Source organism: Actinomadura citrea, assembly GCF_013409045.1.
Lineage (GTDB): Bacteria > Actinomycetota > Actinomycetes > Streptosporangiales > Streptosporangiaceae > Spirillospora > Spirillospora citrea.
The window spans coordinates 2,306,019-2,321,353 of the sequence record NZ_JACCBT010000001.1; the positions used below are offsets into that span (position 1 = coordinate 2,306,019).

Sequence of the window (15,335 nt, forward strand, 5' to 3'; positions counted from 1 at the left end):
ACTCGCCGCCCGACCCGAACAGACAAGGATGATACGCGCCTGGAACACGCCCCCGCCCCGACCACGCGCCAACCCGGGGCCGCGATCGCGTCCGAAGTCGCCCGCCGAGGCTAATCGAACACGACGACCTGGCGGATGACTTCGCCGTTGGTGAGGGCGCGGACGGCGTCGTTCAGGTCCTCGAAGGCGATCCGGCGGGTGATGAGGCTGTCGATGTCGAGCTTCCCGGCGCGCCACAGGTCGACGAACAGCGGGATGTCGCGCTTGAGGTCGCAGCCGCCGTACAGGGACGGCTTCAGGCTCTTGCCGTCGAACAGCAGCGCGAACGCCGTCTGGCTCCAGTCGTCGTCGGCGGCGCCGGCGCCCACGACGATGACGTCGCCGCCGCGCCGGGTCGTGTTCCACGCCGTGGTGATCGCCGCGGACTTGCCGACGACCTCGAAGGTGTAGTCGAAGCCCGCGCCGCCGGTGAGGAGCCCCTTGGTCTGCTCCAGGTCCTCCAGCGTCGCGGTGTGGGTCGCGCCGAACTGCTTGGCGATGGGGTGCTTGGCCTCGTTCGGGTCGATCGCCAGGATGGTCGACGCGCCCGCGATCTTGGCGCCCTGAATGACGGAGAGCCCGACGCCGCCCGCGCCGACCACCGCGACCTTGGAGCCCGGCGTGACCTTCGCCGTGTTGATCACGGCGCCGACGCCGGTGGGGATGCCGCAGCCGAGCAGGGCCGCGTACTCGAACGGGATGTCCTCCGCGATCTTGATCACACCGCGGCGGGGGAGCACGATCTCCTCCGCCCAGGTGCCGGTGCCCGCCATGCCGAACGCGGGGCTGCCGTCGCCGAGGGTGAACCCGGGCGTGGAGAACGACTGCGCAAGGTAGGTCATGCACAGGTAGGGCTCGCCGCGCAGGCACTCGCCGCACTCGCCGCAGTCGGGCGTCCAGTTGACGACGACGTGGTCGCCCGGCCGGACGCCGGTCACCCGCTCGCCGACCTCCGCCACGACCCCGGCGCCCTCGTGGCCGATGACCGTCGGCATCGCGGACGGCAGCACGCCGGTCATGGTGGACAGGTCCGAATGGCAGACCCCGGTCGCCTTGATCTGGACCTTGACCTGGTCGGGACCCGGATCGATCGTCGAGACGTCGTCGCGCAGGTCGAGTTCCTTGTCGCCGACCGCATGCAGTACCGCGGCGCGTGCCATGGCTGCCTCCACTGTGCCTGAGCTGTTGCCGGGGGGTCTGGGGTGGGTGAACGGGGACCGGGGGCAGCCGTCCGGCTACTCCTCCAGCGTCAGCGCGGCCTTCGGGCACGACCGCACCGCGTGGCGGACGCGGTCCTGCTCCTCGGGCGGGACGTCCGGCCGCAGGATCCGCAGCTCGTCATCGTCGTCGAGGTCGAAGACCTCGGGGGCGAGCCCGACGCACACGGCGTTCGCCTCGCACACCAGAGGGTCGACTCGTACTCTCATCGCTCTGCTCCGTTCGGGGGACTCACCCGTCAACCTACCGAATATCGTTCGGAAACGGGTGGCTCACCCCGAAAGTAGAACATGTTCCAGTCTGGTGCGGCAAGAGTCCGCGTGAGACTCGCGTCTCATCCGGGCGATGTCGGATATGGTGCCCGGACGGAGGAGATCGATGACCCACACCAAGGCGTCCACCGGACCGGGGACGACCAGCCAGGACGTACCGCCGGCGGCACCGCCGATGCCCGCCGAGCTGCTGCGCGCCGCGCGCGGCGCCAGGGGCTTCATGCCGGACGCCGAGGGCCTCGCGCTGTACGAGACGGGCCTGGAGTACGGCGGCCGCCTGGCCGGGACAGGGCCCATGCTGGAGGTCGGCACCTACTGCGGCAAGTCCGCCGTGTACCTGGGGGCCGCCGCCAGGCAGGCGGGCACGGTCCTGGTCACCGTCGACCACCACCACGGCTCGGAGGAGAACCAGGCGGGCTGGGAGCACCACGACCCGTCCCTGGTCGACCCGTGCACCGGCCGGATGGACACCCTGCCCAAGTTCCGCGCGACGATCGCCGCCGCCGGGCTGGAGGACGAGGTCGTCGCCGTCGTCGGGCAGTCCCGCACCGTCTCGGCGTTCTGGCGGACGCCGCTGGCGCTGCTGTTCATCGACGGCGGCCACGCCGAGGAGCACGCGCAGGGCGACTACGAGGGGTGGGCGCCGCACGTCGCCGTCGGCGGGGCCCTGGTGATCCACGACGTCTTCCCCGACCCCCGGGACGGCGGGCGGCCGCCGTACCACGTCTACCTGCGGGCGCTGGCGAGCGGCGCCTTCGAGGAGCGCCGGGCGGAGGGCTCGCTGCGCGTCCTGGAACGCGTCGGCGACGCCGACCCGCTCTCGCCCGCCTGACCCGCCCCGCCCGCGCGGGCGCCTGACCGGGGGAGCCCGGTCAGGCGCGGTTGGCGGCCGCGACGAGCGCGCAGCCGCACGCCAGCGGGTCGGACGCCTCGGACGGTCCGAGCGGCCGTCCCGCGATCTCCTTGAAGAGCCGGGAGCCGGGGGAGGCGTCCGCCAGCGCGTCCGCCGCCAGGACCACCGCCGCCGCCGTGTAGGTGGAACGGTCCCCGGGGAAGTGCCGCTCGTTCTCGAACTGCCAGCCCGTCCAGTACGAGCCGTCCTCGTGCCGGAGGTGCTGGATGGTGGTGAACAGCTCCAGCGCGCGGTCGCGGTCGCCCGCGGCGTCCAGCGCCAGCACCAGCTCGCAGCTCTCCGCCGCCGTCACCCACGGCTGGTCGGAGACGCAGCGGCAGCCGAGGCCCGGCACCACGAAGGTGTCCCAGGCCTCCTCGAAGCGGCGTGCCGCGTCCGCGCCGCGCACGGGGCCGCCGAGCACCGGGTAGTACCAGTCCATCGACCAGCGGCTCTTGTCGGCGAACGCCTCCGGATGCGCGGCCACCACGTGCCCGAGCTGGTCGGCGGCGAGCTCCCAGTCCGGCTGGTGCTCGCCGAGCCGCTCGGCCAGCGCGACCGCGCAGCGCAGCGACTGGTAGATCGACGAGCAGCCGGTCAGCAGCGCGTGGTCGGACGGCTCGCCGCTCTCGTGCCGGATCCAGATGATCTCGCCGCGCCCGGTCTGCAGCCCGAGCGTGAAGTCGATCGCCCGCCGGACCGCCGGCCACATGTGCCGGGCGAAGTCCTCGTCGCCGGTCGTCAGCAGCTCGTGCCAGACGCCCACCGCGACGTAGGCGGCGTGGTTGGACTCCCCGCCCGGCTCGGTGACCTCGCCCAGCACCCATTTCGCGGGCCACGACCCGTCCGGGCGCTGGACGCCGCGCAGCCACTCGTAGGCCCGCCTGGCCTCGGCGCCGAGCCCGGCGACCGACAGGGCCATGGCCGCCTCGACGTGGTTCCAGGCGTCCACGTGGCCGGGGACGCCGTGCGTCGGCGAGAACCACGGGATCGCGCCGGAGGCCTCCTGCTGCGCAGCGATGCTCCGCGCCGTGGCGACGACGTCGCCGGCCGTCAGGACTCCGGGAACCGAGGGCGGGGCGGTCTCAGACCGCATCCGCCGTCTCCCTGGCCGGGGCCGCCGGCGCGTCCGGTGCGGCGGGCTTGGCGAAGTAGACGACGACGCTCTTGCCGATCAGCGGGTTCATGACGCGCTCGGCCAGCCGGGTGGCGAGCGGCCGCTTCATGATGTCCCAGACGAGGATCTGGTGGTAGGCCTTGGCGAGCGGGTTGCCGTCGTTGTCCACGCCCACCGCGCACTTGATCCACCAGTAGGGGGCGTGCAGCCCGTGCGCGTGGTGGTGGCCGCCGACCCGGAAGCCGACCGACTTCAGCTTGGCCTCCAGCTCGGCGCGGGTGTAGATCCGCACGTGCCCGCCGGGGGCGGTGTGGTAGTCCTCGGACAGGGCCCAGCAGACCCGCTCGGGCAGCCAGCTCGGCACCGTCACCGCTAGCCTGCCGCCCGGCCTGAGGACGCGCAGCAGCTCGCGCATCGCCCGCATGTCGTCGGGGATGTGCTCCAGCACCTCCGACGCGACGATCGCGTCGAAGTGGTCGTCGGGGAACGGCAGGTCCAGCGCGTCGCCCTGCACGGTCTCGGCGGTCGCGTCCTCGGGCACCTGGCCTTCGAGGCGCATCGCCCCGAACATCTTGTCGACGCCGGACAGCTCACCGGCATCCTGGTCGAAGGCCACGACGTGCGCACCCCGCCGGTACAGCTCGAAGGCGTGCCGTCCGGCGCCGCATCCCATGTCGAGGACGCGGTCTCCAGGGGAGACGCGGAACCGCTGGAAATCCACGGTCAGCAGGGTCGTGCTCCTTCCGATCAGAGGGCGTCCGCGGACGCCCTCACTTGCCCTTGCGCGCGGCTAGGCGCCGGTACTTCTGCTGGGCGACGGCTGCCCGGTAGTGCTCCACGGTGGCCTGCGCCACGGCGGGCCAGGCGAACCGCTGCTGGACGCGCGCGAGGCCGGCGGCTCCCACCCGCGCACGCTCCTCCGCGGAGTCGTGCAAGCGGTGCAGGGTCGCGGCCAGTTCCTCCACGTCACCCGGCGCGACCAGGATCCCGGCGTCGCCCACGACCTCGGGCAGGGCGCCGGCGCGGCTCGCCACCAGCGGCGTCCCGGACGCCATGTGCTCCACGGCCGGCAGCGAGAACCCCTCGTAGCGCGACGGCACGACGGCGGTCTCCGCGGAGGCCAGCAGCTCGCCCAGCTCGCCGTCGCTGATGCCGCTGACGAACCGGACCCGCTCGCCGAGCGCCAGCTCGCGCACGAGCCGCTCGGTCGGGCCGTCCTTCTGCGGCCGGCTGACCACGATCACGTGGACGTCGCGCTCGGTGGCGACCTTGGCGACCGCGCGCAGCAGCACGTCCACGCCCTTGATCGGCGCGTCGGCGCTGGCCATCGCCACGATCCGGCCGGGGACGCGCTCGCCGCGCGGGTGGAAGATCCGGGTGTCGACGCCGAGCGGCAGGATGTCGATGTCGCGCGGGTCGACCTTGAAGTCCTTGACGATGTCGACCTTGGAGGACTCCGACACCGTCAGCACCGGCCCGATGCGCCGCGACACCTGCGACTGCATCCCGACGAACCCGTACCAGCGGCGCTTGCCGAGCTTCTGCTTGAGGCCGCGGGCGGCCTCGATCTCGATCCGCCGGTCGACGCTGATCGGGTGGTGGATGCTCGTCACCAGCGGCAGCCCCAGCCGGGCGATGCCGAGGTTGCCGACGCCGAGGACCTGGTTGTCGTGCACGACGTCGAAGTCGCGGCGGCGCTCCCGCAGCAGCCGCAGGGCGCGCAGGCTGAAGGTCAGCGGCTCGGGGAAGCCGCCGGTCCTCATGTGCGCGAACTCCAGGACGTCCAGCCAGTCGCGGAACTCGCCGAGGGCAGGGGTGCGGAAAGGGTCCTCGTCCCGGTACAGGTCCAGGCTCGGCAGCTTGGTGAGGGTGATCTCCTCGCGGTCGAGCTCCGGGTACGGCTGGCCGGAGACGACCTCCACGGTGTGACCGAGGTCGACCAGCTCCCGGGTCAGATGCCGGAGGTAGACGCCCTGGCCGCCGCAGTGCGGCTTGCTGCGGTACGAGAGCAGGGCCACCCGCAACGGACCGCCCGCCTCGCCTGCCTCACCCACGCCATCCCCTGCCCACGCACCACTCCCGTCAGTCGAGAGACGCCGGACGCACCCGTACCGGCATCTCCTTTACACCGTTGATGAAACTAGACCTTAGCCTGCGAACGTTACCGTTGAGTTCAATATTGGGCATGGTGTCCAAGAGTGTTTCGAAAAGCACACTCAGCTCAAGCCGGGCGAGATGGGCGCCCAGGCAGAAGTGCGGACCGCCGCCGCCGAAGCCCAGGTGGGGGTTCGGGTCCCGGCCCACGTCGAAGCGGTACGGGTCGGCGAACACCGCCTCGTCGCGGTTGGCCGAGGAGTAGAACACCACGACCTTGTCGCCCTCGGCGATCGCCCGGCCGCCGATCTCGGTGTCCCGGACGGCCGTGCGCCGGAACATGTTGACCGGGGTGACCCAGCGGACGATCTCGTCCGCCGCCGTCCGGACCAGGGACGGGTCGGCCTTCATCCGCTCCCACTCCTCGGGATGCTCCAGGAGCGCGAGCATGCCGCCGGACGCCGCGTTGCGGGTCGTCTCGTTCCCGGCGACCGACAGCAGCATCACGAACAGCTCGAACTCGTCCCCGGTCAGCACCTCGCCGCCGGCGTCCGGCTGGAGCAGCCGGGTGACGATGTCCTCGCGCGGGTTCTCCCTCCGGTCGGCGGCCAGCTCGTTGGCGTAGGCGTACAGCTCCGTCGCCGCCTGCTGCCCCTCCTCCGGCGTCCGCTGGAAGTCCGGGTCGTCCCCGCCGATCAGCGTGTTCGACCAGTGGAAGATCTTCTCCCGGTCCTCGGGCGGGGCGCCGAGCAGCTCGCAGATCACGTACAGCGGCAGCGGCGCCGCCAGGTCGCGGACGAAGTCGGCCTCCTGCCCGCGCTCGGCGGTCTCGGCCACGAGGCGCCGGCAGATGTCCCGGATGTGCTGCTCCAGGGCGCCGATCGCGCGCGGGGTGAAGCCCCGGTTGACGATGCTCCGCTTGCGCGAGTGCTCCGGCGGGTCCTGGTTGAGCATCATCATCCGCTGCAGGACGATCTGGTCCTCCGGCGACTCGTGGAACAGCGCCAGCCGCTGCCAGGACGAGAAGATCTCCGGGTGCCGCGAGACGTGCACGACGTCCTCGTGCCGGGTTACCGCCCAGAACGGCGGGTGGTCCAGCTCCGGGTCGCCGTGGTGGCGGTACACCGGCTCGTGCTCGCGCAGCCATGCCAGCTGCCCGTGCGGGACGCCGCTGTGCTCGTACGGTCCCGGGTCGACCAGTTCGATGTCGGGGGTGGTGGTCATCGCCTCGAACCTCCTCGTCCGGAGTGATGGGCGCCGTCAACCTCCCAGGGGGGCCGATGGCGTGAAGCTCACCGGGATCTCCTTGTAGCCGTTGACGAAGTTGGAGCGCAAGCGGCGCGGCTCGCCCGCGAGCCGGATGTCGGGCATGCGGTCGAGGATCGTCTCGAAGATGATCCGCAGGTTCATGCGGGCGAGGTGCGTGCCGAGGCAGTAGTGCGGGCCGCCGCCGCCGAAGCCGATGTGCGGGTTCGGGTCGCGCGCCACGTCGAAGGCGAACGGGTTGTCGAAGGCGCGCTCGTCGCGGTTGGCGGAGCCGTAGAACATCACGACCTTGTCGCCGGCCTTGATCTGCTTGCCGCCGATCTCGGTGTCGACCAGGGCCGTCCGGCGGAACTGGTTGATCGGGCTGACCCAGCGGACGATCTCCTCGACCGCCTTCGGCAGCAGGCTGCGGTCCTCCCGCAGCCGGACCCACTGGTCCGGCCGCTCGAAGAAGGCGATCATGCCGCCCGCGGTGGCGGTCCGGGTGGTCTCGTTCCCGGCGATCGACAGCATGATCACGAACAGCTGGAACTCCTCCAGGCTGATCCTGCCGCCGTCGGCGTCGGGCGTCAGCAGCTTGGTCACGATGTCGTCGCGCGGCGTGGACTCGCGCGCGGCGGCGAGCTGCCCGCCCCACTCGGCGAACTCGGCGGCGCACAGGGTGGACTCCTCGCGTCCCCCGATGAACTCGGGGTCGTTGAACGCGACGAGCTTGTTCGACCAGTGGAAGATCTTCTCCCGGTCCTCCATCGGGGCGCCGAGCAGCTCGCAGATCGTGTAGAGCGGCAGCGGCGCGGCGAACCGCTCGACGAAGTCGCACTCGCCGAGCGGCGCCGCCTCGTCGATCAGCTCGTTGCAGATCTTGCGGATGTGCTCCTCCAGCCGCCCGATCATCCGCGGGGTGAAGCCCTTGTTGACCATGGAGCGCAGCCGGGTGTGGCTCGGCGGGTCCTGGAAGAGCATCATCTGCCCGTACATGGCGATGTCGTCGCTGGAGAACTCCTCGAACATCGACGTCCGCTCGTGCGAGGAGTACGGGTCGGCGCGCCGCGACACCGACACCACGTCCTCGTGCCGCGTGATGGCCCAGAACCCCGGCACCCCGTCGTTGGGGTCCTGGTGCCAGTGGACGGGGTCGTTGTCACGCAGCCACTGGAACTGGCGGTGCGGGATCCCCCCGCGCTCGTAGACGCCTGGATCGATGATGTCGATCTCGGGGGCCCGGAAGGGCCGGGCGGCGGAGAGGGGGGACGTCGCGAGTGCCATGGAGGATCCTTCGTGCCGGGGTGGAGACCACACGAGGCGAACAGGCCGCAGTGAGCGCTTGCTTGACGCACTTACCTAGAACAGGTTCTAACATGAGACTCCAGTCTCATCAAGGGTCCCGCCGGTGAGAGTGATCTGCGTCGCACCCCGAACGGAAGGTCACAGCCCGAGATCGCGCCCCACGGCGTCCCACCACGCGACGGCCCCGTCGACGTCCAGGCCCGTGATCCACAGGTCCTCCGGATCCGCGGGCATCAGGAGCTGGCGCAGCGCGTCGTCGAGCTGCCACGACCTGGGCCTGCCGGCGTGCTCGCCCGTCTCGGGATCGGTGTAGAGCGCGGCCACGTCCGCGGGCAGCCGGGCCCGGTCCTTCTCGCGCCCGACCGTGAACGGGTATCCGTAGGCGGCGGACGCGGCCGAGGAGACCGGCAGCCCCGTGCCCTCGGCGAGTCGCCGCACGGCCGCCACGTCGTAGGGGGCCGGGCCCCGCTCGTCCAGCAGGCGCAGGTACCGCGCGATGCGGTCCGCCCCGCCCCAGCCCTGCGGCCTGGGCGGATGCAGGTGGTGCCAGCCGGGGAAGGTGAAGTCGCGGAAGACGCCGTCCGGGGAGTACTCGACGGCGACGGAGTCCTTGTGCGGACGGGCCTGCCAGGAAAGGATCACCATCGCGCCGTTGGGCGTCCGCCAGAGCTGCCCCTCGGGATCCTGCGTGGCCTGAGCGCCGAACCACAGCCGCCGCCACCGGCCGCTGCCGTCGCCCCAGGGAGTGCCGCCCCACGCGCCCAGCAGGTCCGCTGCCTTCGCCCGGTGGTATCCGGCCTGCCACGGCAGCGCGGCCAGCAGCGCCTCGCCGCCGAGCGTCCCGAACGCGAAGTACACGCCCCGCGCCCCGGTGGGCAGGTCGATGCGGCCGAGCGGATGGGGCGTGTCGTAGGCGGGCCCGGTCTCGGCGGCCTCCACGAGGACCTCGGCGAGGTACCGGATGGCCGGCCGGCGGTAGCCCAGCCGCCCGGCCCGCAGCCCGCCGCCGCGAACCCGCTCCGGCAGCCCGTCCGGCTGGGGCAGGCGGAGCGCGTCCCGCAGGCGGAGCACGTCGAGCAGGCACGCGGCGGCCCGGAGCACCAGCGCCGCCACCCCCTCCAGCAGCCGCGTGTCGGTGATCTCGGGGAGGACGCGGCCGAGTTCGGCGTCCAGCTCCCGCCGGTGGACGAGGGCGGCGTCCACCAGGCGGGCCGCGGCGTCGCGGGCGAGCCCGCGCAGCGCCGCCGAGCCCTCGGCGTCCGCGGCGGACAGGTGGGGCCAGAAGCCGGGCGGGGGCATGACAGCGTCACCGCGCTGGACCGGGGAGTACCGGACCCGGAGGGTGGCCCGGCCCTCGCCGTCGATCAGGCGCAGGATCCCGCGGTCGAGGACGACCTGCGTCGGCGCGGTCGCACCGGGGAAGGTCAGGGCGACCGCCGCGGTCGTTCGCGGCCACCGCCACCGCCCGTCGGCGGGCACCTCCAGCTTGCCGGGCGCGGCCGCGCGGAAGGTCTCGGCGCGGTCGCCGTTCAGCCGCGACAGGTAGTCGTCGGCGCCGTCGTACCACGGGTAGGCGCCGGTGCCGTGGGGGAGGTCGGCGCGATGGACCGGCCCGGCGGGCCCGTGGACCTCGACGCGCTTTCCCGCGACGCCGAGCGTGAGCAGATCGTCGTGCAGGACGACGGTGACGGGCGAGTCCTCGACGGCGGGGAACCGCAGCTCCTCGGGCAGCCCGGCCCGCAGCGCGTGCCACAGCGCGTCGACCGGATCGGTGATCTCAAGGCCGGCCAGGGCCCCGGCGGCCGGTGTCGCGGCCGCGGCCTCCGCCAGCGGCGCCAGCCGGGGCAGCGCCACCTCCAGACCGAGCAGGTCGCCCGCCGCGCACTCCTCCCGCCACTGCGCGACGTCCTCGGACAGGGCGCGGCGGATCGTCCCCCGCGCCCACAGCGTCCGCAGTTGGGACGGGTAGTCGACGTTGTCGTAGTGGCCGAGCCCGCGCACGTAGGCGTCCAGACGCTCCCGCGCGCTCGGGGCGCCCTCGTCGAACTGCGCGAGGAACCTGGGGAGGTCGTCGCTCTCGCCGGTCCAGTGCGGAGCCTGGACCTTCCTCCGGGTGAAGGCGAGGGGGTCGGGGGCGGAGCGGCCGACGACCGGGTCGGCGGCCGGGTCGAACCAACGGCCCGGCGCGGGGAACAGGCGGTCGCCCGCATCGGCGGCCAGGCGCATCAGCTCGACCGCGGGCAGCGGGCCGGCGGCGGTGAACCACTCTCGCGGCAGCCGCCGCCCGGCCCCGACCAGTCCGAGCAGCAGCAGCCAGCGGCGGTGGTGTTCGGCGCGCGGACCGGGATCGGCGTACAGCTCGCCGTCGGGCCGCGCCTCGATCAGCAGGTCCAGCAACTCGGGCCGTCCGGCGAGCCGCCGCAGCGCCGCGTCCAGGGCCTCCCACAGCGGCAGCGGCGCCCGGGGGAGGAGCCCGCCGCGCAGCAGCCGCTCGGCGACGAAGTCGGTTTCGCCCGCCTCGTCCACGCCCGCCGACCGCGCCACCGGAAGCAGGTCCGCGACGACGTTCGGATACGGGACGGCGCCCGCGTCGAAGAACGCGCACACCGCCTCCCTCGCCCACGCGTGGGCGGCCGCCGCGTCGTCGTGCCGTGCGAGTCGCTTCAGGTGCCCGTGCAGCGCCGACGCGGTGATCGCGCCCAGGGGGACCAGTTCCACCAGTACCCGCTGCGCCCGGGCGGTGTCGGGCGCGAGGTCGAGCAGCCGCGCGTTCGACTCCTCGACCTCGCCGGCCCGTCCCAGGCAGAACGCGGCCTGCTCGGCGAACCCCGCCCGCGCGAACGCTCCTGCCGCGGCCGAGAAGTAGTCCGGCAGGGAGGCCGCGGGCCGCCGGGCGGCCGTCCGCAGGATCTGCGCGCGCGCCCCCTCCGGATCCTTCGCGGCGAGCGCCAGCGCGCCACCCGTCTCGTCGTCGTCCGGCCCCGGCACGTCCCGCATCCGCCGCCCCTTCGGAGATCGTCGGCGGGCAGACTAACGCCCCCGGACGACACCGGGCGGTGGATCGGGATCGTCAGCGCAGGACGTAGCGGAGGGGGTCGTCGGCGCCCTCGCGGCGGGCGGTGCCGCGGGTCTCCAGGGTGCGCAGGTGCGCGGCGGCCTCGGCGGCGGCCATGCGGCGGGCCTGCTGGGCCATCTCGGCCCACGGGTGCCGCCAGGTGAGGCCGGCGGTGAGGTCCCAGAGCGTGGTGGGGCGGGAGGACAGCAGCGCCGCCACCTCCGCGAGGCGCTCCTCGTGGTGGGCGATGATCTCGCGGGCGCGGTCCTCGAGGCCGCGGAAGCGGTGCTGGTGGGCGGGCAGGACCTCGTCCACGGTCATGGCGGAGACCTTGTCGAGCGAGCCGAGGAAGTCGCTCAGCGGGTCCACGTCCGGGGTGTCGTAGGGGTAGAGGCCGATGTGCGGGGTGATGCGCGGCAGGACGTGGTCGCCGGTGAAGAGCCGGTCGCCGTCCTCCAGGTGCAGGCAGATGTGGCCGGGCGTGTGCCCGGGGGTCCAGACGGCCTGCAGCCGGCGGCCGGGGACGTCCACCAGGTCGCCGTCGGACAGCTCGCGGTCCGGGACGGCGGGAGGCGAGACCCGGGTCTGCTGGGTCGGCCCGGTCAGGTCCGACTCGGCCGCGCCGGCGCGGCGCAGCGCGGTCAGCTCGAACGAGCGGCGGCCGCCCTGGCCGACCTCGTTGAACAGCCGGACGATCCCGGCGTCGGAGTGGTGCATGGCGATCCAGGCGCCGGACGTCTCGCGGACGCGCCCGGCGAGGCCCGCGTGGTCGGGGTGGAAGTGGGTGACGACCACCCCGTACACGTCGGCGACGTCGATCCCGAACGTGCCGAGCCCGTCCCGCAGGGCCGTCCAGGCGTCCTCGTGCTGCCAGCCCGCGTCGATCAGGACGGGGCCGCGGGGGCTCTCCACCGCGTACACCAGCGTGTACGACAGGGGGTTGTTCGGGATGGGGACGGGGACGCTCCACAGCCCGCCGCCGAGGTCCTCAGGTTCCGGCTGCACCGAGACCGCCTTTCGCGCCTGTCATGGTCGAAGGCCCCGGCCGCTGGGACCGGGGCCCTGAGTCCTGTACCCCAGGATGCCTGCCGGTCAGACCCGTTCGAGGATCGTGGCGGTGGACAGGGCGCCGCCCGCGCACATCGTGACCAGGGCGGTTCCGGCGTCGCGCCGCTCCAGCTCGTGCAGCGCGGTGGTGATCAGCCGCGCCCCAGTGGCGCCCACGGGGTGGCCGAGGGCGATGGCGCCGCCGTTGACGTTGACGCGGTCCATGTCCGGCTTGTGGACCGACGCCCAGGACAGCACGATCGACGCGAACGCCTCGTTGATCTCGGTGATGTCGATGTCGCCCATGGCCATGCCGGAGCGCCGCAGGACGCGCTCGGTCGACTGCACGGGGCCGTCCAGGTGGTAGTACGGCTCGCCGCCGACGAGGGCCTGCGTCCGGATGCGGGCGCGCGGGCGCAGGCCGAGGGCCCGGGCCTTGTCCTCCGACATGAGCAGGACGGCGGCGGCGCCGTCGGAGATCTGGGACGAGGTGCCCGCCGTGTGCAGGGCCTCGGGGCCGAGGACGGGCTTGAGCCTGGCGAGCCCGTCGGCGGTCGTCTCGCGCAGGCCCTGGTCGCGGGTGACCTCGCGGGTCTCGCCGGTGACGTTGCCCTCGGCGTCCAGCACGGGCGCGGTGACCGGGGCGACCTCGCGGTCGAAGCGGCCGTCCGCCCACGCCTTGGCGGCGAGCTGCTGGGACCGCGCGCCGAACGCGTCGAGGTCGGCGCGGGTGATGCCGCGGCGGGCGGCGATCCGCTCGGCGGCCTCGAACTGGTTCGGCATGTCGAGCGACCAGTCGTCCGGCCGCGGGTCGGCGGGCATGACGTTGCTGCCGAGCGGGGCGCGGCTCATCACCTCGACGCCGCAGCCGATCGCGACGTCCACGACCCCGGCGGCGATCTGGGAGGCGGCCAGGTGGACGCCCTGCTGGGAGGAGCCGCACTGGGCGTCGATGGTGGTGACGCCCGCCTGCCAGGGCAGGCCCGCGTACAACCAGGAGTAGCGGCCGACGTGCCCGCCCTGCTCCCCGGCCTGCGTGACGCAGCCCGCGAAGACCTGCTCCACCTCGGCGGCGTCGATGCCGGAGCGCTCGACGGCGGCGTTCAGGGCGTGCGCGAGGACGGCCATCGGCTTCAGGCCCGCGAGCCAGCCGCCACGCTTGCCGAGCGGCGTGCGCACCGCCTCGACGATCACCGGGGTACCCATGCGGTCTCCTTCTAGAACACGATTCGCATTGGACTGTAACGTGTTCTAACTTTGCGGGGAAAGGGCGGTCCCGGTGAGAGGGATCAGGGCTGTACCGGACATCTCTGCTCCGCCCGGCAGGACGGGCACTGGGGAGCGCCGGCCGCGTCTACTAGCCTGGGCGCACGACGATCCCCCCGCGCCGGAGAGTCCCATGGCCGCAGATTTCGACGAGCCCGTGTTCGACGAGGACTTCGTCAGGAGCGCCGTCTTCACCGAGCCGTCCGCGCGCGAGCGCGCCCGCCCCCCGTCCCGGCGCGAGCGGCGGCGGTCGCGGCGCGCCGCGCGGCGGTCCGCCGGCCGGCGCTTCGCGCTGCGGCGCCGCGACCACGAGCCGAGCCCCCGGGCGGCGGTGCTCCAGGTGATCGGCGGCGTGCTGGTGCTGCTCGCGATCTCCTTCGCGCTCTGGTGGTGGAACTCCGCGCCACGCGACGAGCGCCCGGCCCGGCCGGTCGGCCCGACGGTCACGCGCTCCCCGGCGCCCGCCCCGACCCCGACGGCCCCGGAGAAGGACGCCCCGCCGACCGAGATCCCCGAGGTCTAGCCTCCAGGGCCGCCGGCCCGCGCCCTAGGCGGGCCGCACGCGCAGCTCGGCGTACGACGGGACGAGGACGCGGCGGGCCGGGCGGCGGGAGACGACCCGGTACGGGCGGCCGGGGGACAGCAGCGTCTCCAGCATCCGGGCCACCTGGACGCGCGCGACGGCGGCGCCGAGGCACAGGTGGCGCCCGCCGCCGAACCACAGCTGCCGCGACTCGGGCACGTACGCGCGGCGGACGTCGAAGGGCCCGGCGGCGCCCGTCGCCCGGTAGGTCAGCAGCAGGACCCGGTCGCCCGCGCGGAGCCGCCGCCCGCCGACCGCCGCGTCCCGGGAGACGTGCCGCCCGATCACCGGCGCCGGGGCGGCGACGCGCAGCCCCTCGCGCACCGCGTTGTCCATGAGGGACGGGTCGTCCAGCAGCGCCCGCTGGCCCCCGGTGTCGTGCAGCAGGGCCGCGGTGCGGACGGTCCCGGACGCCCCGGTCTCCGTCCCGGCGATCACCAGCAGGGTCGCCAGGCCGCGGGCGAGCGGCAGGCCGAGGCCCATCTCCCGGCAGCGGCCGAGGAGGGTGCCGGTTCCGGCCGTCCGGTAGGCGTGCGGGACGCCGGCGGTGATCTCGTCGACGATCGCGCGGGCCCGCGCGACGACCGCCGGGTCGAGGGCGGTGGACGCGGCCGTGCCGAGCGCCAGCCGGGCGAGCCGCTCCCCGGCTCCGAAGAGCGTGCGGTAGGCGGCGTCGGCCCGGTCCGCGGGCAGGCCCAGCAGGTCGGCGACCATGCGTCCGGCCAGGACGCGGGCCGCGTCGGCGACGTCGATGGCCGCCCCGGCGGCGAGGTGGGCGGCGAGCGCGGCGTGGGTCCGGCCCTGGGAACGCTCCACCAGGGTCCGCGCGGCGTCCTCGGTGAACAGGTCCCGGGCGCGGGTGCGGACCTCGGTGTGCGTCGCCCCGCCGAAGAACCGACCCATCTCCTCCCCGAACAGCTGCGTCCAGAGGTGGCCGACGCCGCCCTCGCCGTTCATGCCGAAGGCGGCGTGGTCGTTGAGGACCTGCCGCGCGAGGACGGGGTCGGTCACCACCCACCCGAGCCTCGGCACGCGGGTGATGGGGCCGGTGTGGCGCGCCGCCTCCAGGAGGGCGAACAGGCCGGGGTTCGCCGTCCACAGCAGCCGGGCCTCGTGCCGCGCCGCTCGTTCGGTCTTCATGCTGGTCACCCGCCGATTCTGGCGGTCCCGGAATACGGACGGAAACGCGATACCCCTCA

The 15,335-nt window shown here is 73.7% G+C and carries 13 protein-coding genes; 2 read left to right on the plus strand and 11 right to left on the minus strand.

Annotation, left to right across the window (positions count from 1 at the left end; all coding sequences use genetic code 11):
- Nucleotides 1–110: 110 nt before the first annotated feature.
- Both BJ999_RS10875 and BJ999_RS10880 read right to left on the minus strand, forming a co-directional pair.
- On the minus strand, nucleotides 111–1,199 hold the full coding sequence (locus BJ999_RS10875; protein WP_179833186.1) for a Zn-dependent alcohol dehydrogenase: 1,089 nt from the start codon (nucleotides 1,197–1,199) through the stop codon (nucleotides 111–113).
- A 75-nt stretch (nucleotides 1,200–1,274) separates the two neighbouring features.
- Nucleotides 1,275–1,466: a ferredoxin gene (locus BJ999_RS10880; protein ID WP_179833187.1), complete on the minus strand. Its 192-nt coding sequence runs from the start codon at nucleotides 1,464–1,466 to the stop codon at nucleotides 1,275–1,277.
- A gap of 238 nt (nucleotides 1,467–1,704) precedes the next feature.
- Here BJ999_RS10880 and BJ999_RS10885 point away from each other — a divergent pair, with 238 nt between their 5' ends.
- The gene (locus BJ999_RS10885) at nucleotides 1,705–2,361 is read left to right on the plus strand and encodes a class I SAM-dependent methyltransferase (RefSeq protein ID WP_179838462.1); all 657 of its coding nucleotides are present in this window, start codon (nucleotides 1,705–1,707) and stop codon (nucleotides 2,359–2,361) included.
- A 40-nt stretch (nucleotides 2,362–2,401) separates the two neighbouring features.
- Here the strand turns inward: BJ999_RS10885 and BJ999_RS10890 are convergent, their stop codons facing one another.
- From BJ999_RS10890 to BJ999_RS10925, 8 genes are all read right to left on the minus strand, one after another.
- Complete coding sequence (locus BJ999_RS10890; protein ID WP_179833188.1) at nucleotides 2,402–3,517, minus strand: glycoside hydrolase family 15 protein; 1,116 nt, start codon at nucleotides 3,515–3,517, stop codon at nucleotides 2,402–2,404.
- Nucleotides 3,507–4,268 (minus strand): class I SAM-dependent methyltransferase, encoded by a 762-nt coding sequence (locus BJ999_RS10895; protein ID WP_179838463.1) that lies wholly within the window; start codon nucleotides 4,266–4,268, stop codon nucleotides 3,507–3,509. Before BJ999_RS10895 ends, BJ999_RS10890 begins: the two co-directional genes overlap by 11 nt.
- A 40-nt stretch (nucleotides 4,269–4,308) precedes the next feature.
- Nucleotides 4,309–5,592, minus strand: a complete 1,284-nt coding sequence (locus BJ999_RS10900) for a glycosyltransferase family 4 protein (RefSeq protein ID WP_179833189.1) — start codon at nucleotides 5,590–5,592, stop codon at nucleotides 4,309–4,311.
- Nucleotides 5,593–5,620: 28 nt separating this feature from the next.
- Entirely contained in the window at nucleotides 5,621–6,856 is a 1,236-nt protein-coding gene (locus BJ999_RS10905; protein WP_179833190.1) for a cytochrome P450, read from the minus strand.
- Nucleotides 6,857–6,892: 36 nt separating this feature from the next.
- The gene (locus BJ999_RS10910) at nucleotides 6,893–8,164 is read right to left on the minus strand and encodes a cytochrome P450 (RefSeq protein ID WP_179833191.1); all 1,272 of its coding nucleotides are present in this window, start codon (nucleotides 8,162–8,164) and stop codon (nucleotides 6,893–6,895) included.
- A gap of 159 nt (nucleotides 8,165–8,323) precedes the next feature.
- Nucleotides 8,324–11,182: a hypothetical protein gene (locus BJ999_RS10915; RefSeq protein ID WP_179833192.1), complete on the minus strand. Its 2,859-nt coding sequence runs from the start codon at nucleotides 11,180–11,182 to the stop codon at nucleotides 8,324–8,326.
- Nucleotides 11,183–11,255: 73 nt separating this feature from the next.
- Nucleotides 11,256–12,245, minus strand: coding sequence for an MBL fold metallo-hydrolase (locus BJ999_RS10920; protein WP_179833193.1), 990 nt, complete (start codon nucleotides 12,243–12,245; stop codon nucleotides 11,256–11,258).
- Nucleotides 12,246–12,332: 87 nt separating this feature from the next.
- Entirely contained in the window at nucleotides 12,333–13,493 is a 1,161-nt protein-coding gene (locus BJ999_RS10925) for a steroid 3-ketoacyl-CoA thiolase (RefSeq protein ID WP_179833194.1), read from the minus strand.
- A gap of 193 nt (nucleotides 13,494–13,686) precedes the next feature.
- On the opposite strand from BJ999_RS10925, the gene BJ999_RS10930 reads away from it, so the two are divergent.
- Complete coding sequence (locus BJ999_RS10930) at nucleotides 13,687–14,076, plus strand: SCO2583/SCO2584 N-terminal domain-containing protein (RefSeq protein ID WP_179833195.1); 390 nt, start codon at nucleotides 13,687–13,689, stop codon at nucleotides 14,074–14,076.
- Between the two features lie 24 nt (nucleotides 14,077–14,100).
- On the opposite strand, the gene BJ999_RS10935 is transcribed toward BJ999_RS10930, so the two are convergent.
- Nucleotides 14,101–15,276 carry a cytochrome P450 gene (locus tag BJ999_RS10935; RefSeq protein WP_179838464.1) on the minus strand — a complete coding sequence of 392 codons (1,176 nt, stop codon included), beginning with the start codon at nucleotides 15,274–15,276 and terminating at the stop codon, nucleotides 14,101–14,103.
- Between the last annotated feature and the right edge of the window lie 59 nt (nucleotides 15,277–15,335).

Excerpts from the sequence above, each read along its gene's own strand:
- BJ999_RS10905 (WP_179833190.1), bottom strand. The coding sequence starts at position 6,856 with ATGACCACCACCCCCGACATCGAACTGGTCGACCCGGGACCGTACGAG.
- BJ999_RS10925 (WP_179833194.1), bottom strand. The coding sequence starts at position 13,493 with ATGGGTACCCCGGTGATCGTCGAGGCGGTGCGCACGCCGCTCGGCAAG.
- BJ999_RS10875 (WP_179833186.1), bottom strand. The coding sequence starts at position 1,199 with ATGGCACGCGCCGCGGTACTGCATGCGGTCGGCGACAAGGAACTCGAC.
- BJ999_RS10915 (WP_179833192.1), bottom strand. The coding sequence starts at position 11,182 with ATGCGGGACGTGCCGGGGCCGGACGACGACGAGACGGGTGGCGCGCTG.
- BJ999_RS10910 (WP_179833191.1), bottom strand. The coding sequence starts at position 8,164 with ATGGCACTCGCGACGTCCCCCCTCTCCGCCGCCCGGCCCTTCCGGGCC.
- BJ999_RS10890 (WP_179833188.1), bottom strand. The coding sequence starts at position 3,517 with ATGCGGTCTGAGACCGCCCCGCCCTCGGTTCCCGGAGTCCTGACGGCC.
- BJ999_RS10930 (WP_179833195.1), top strand. The coding sequence starts at position 13,687 with ATGGCCGCAGATTTCGACGAGCCCGTGTTCGACGAGGACTTCGTCAGG.
- BJ999_RS10885 (WP_179838462.1), top strand. The coding sequence starts at position 1,705 with ATGCCCGCCGAGCTGCTGCGCGCCGCGCGCGGCGCCAGGGGCTTCATG.
- BJ999_RS10935 (WP_179838464.1), bottom strand. The coding sequence starts at position 15,276 with ATGAAGACCGAACGAGCGGCGCGGCACGAGGCCCGGCTGCTGTGGACG.
- BJ999_RS10880 (WP_179833187.1), bottom strand. The coding sequence starts at position 1,466 with ATGAGAGTACGAGTCGACCCTCTGGTGTGCGAGGCGAACGCCGTGTGC.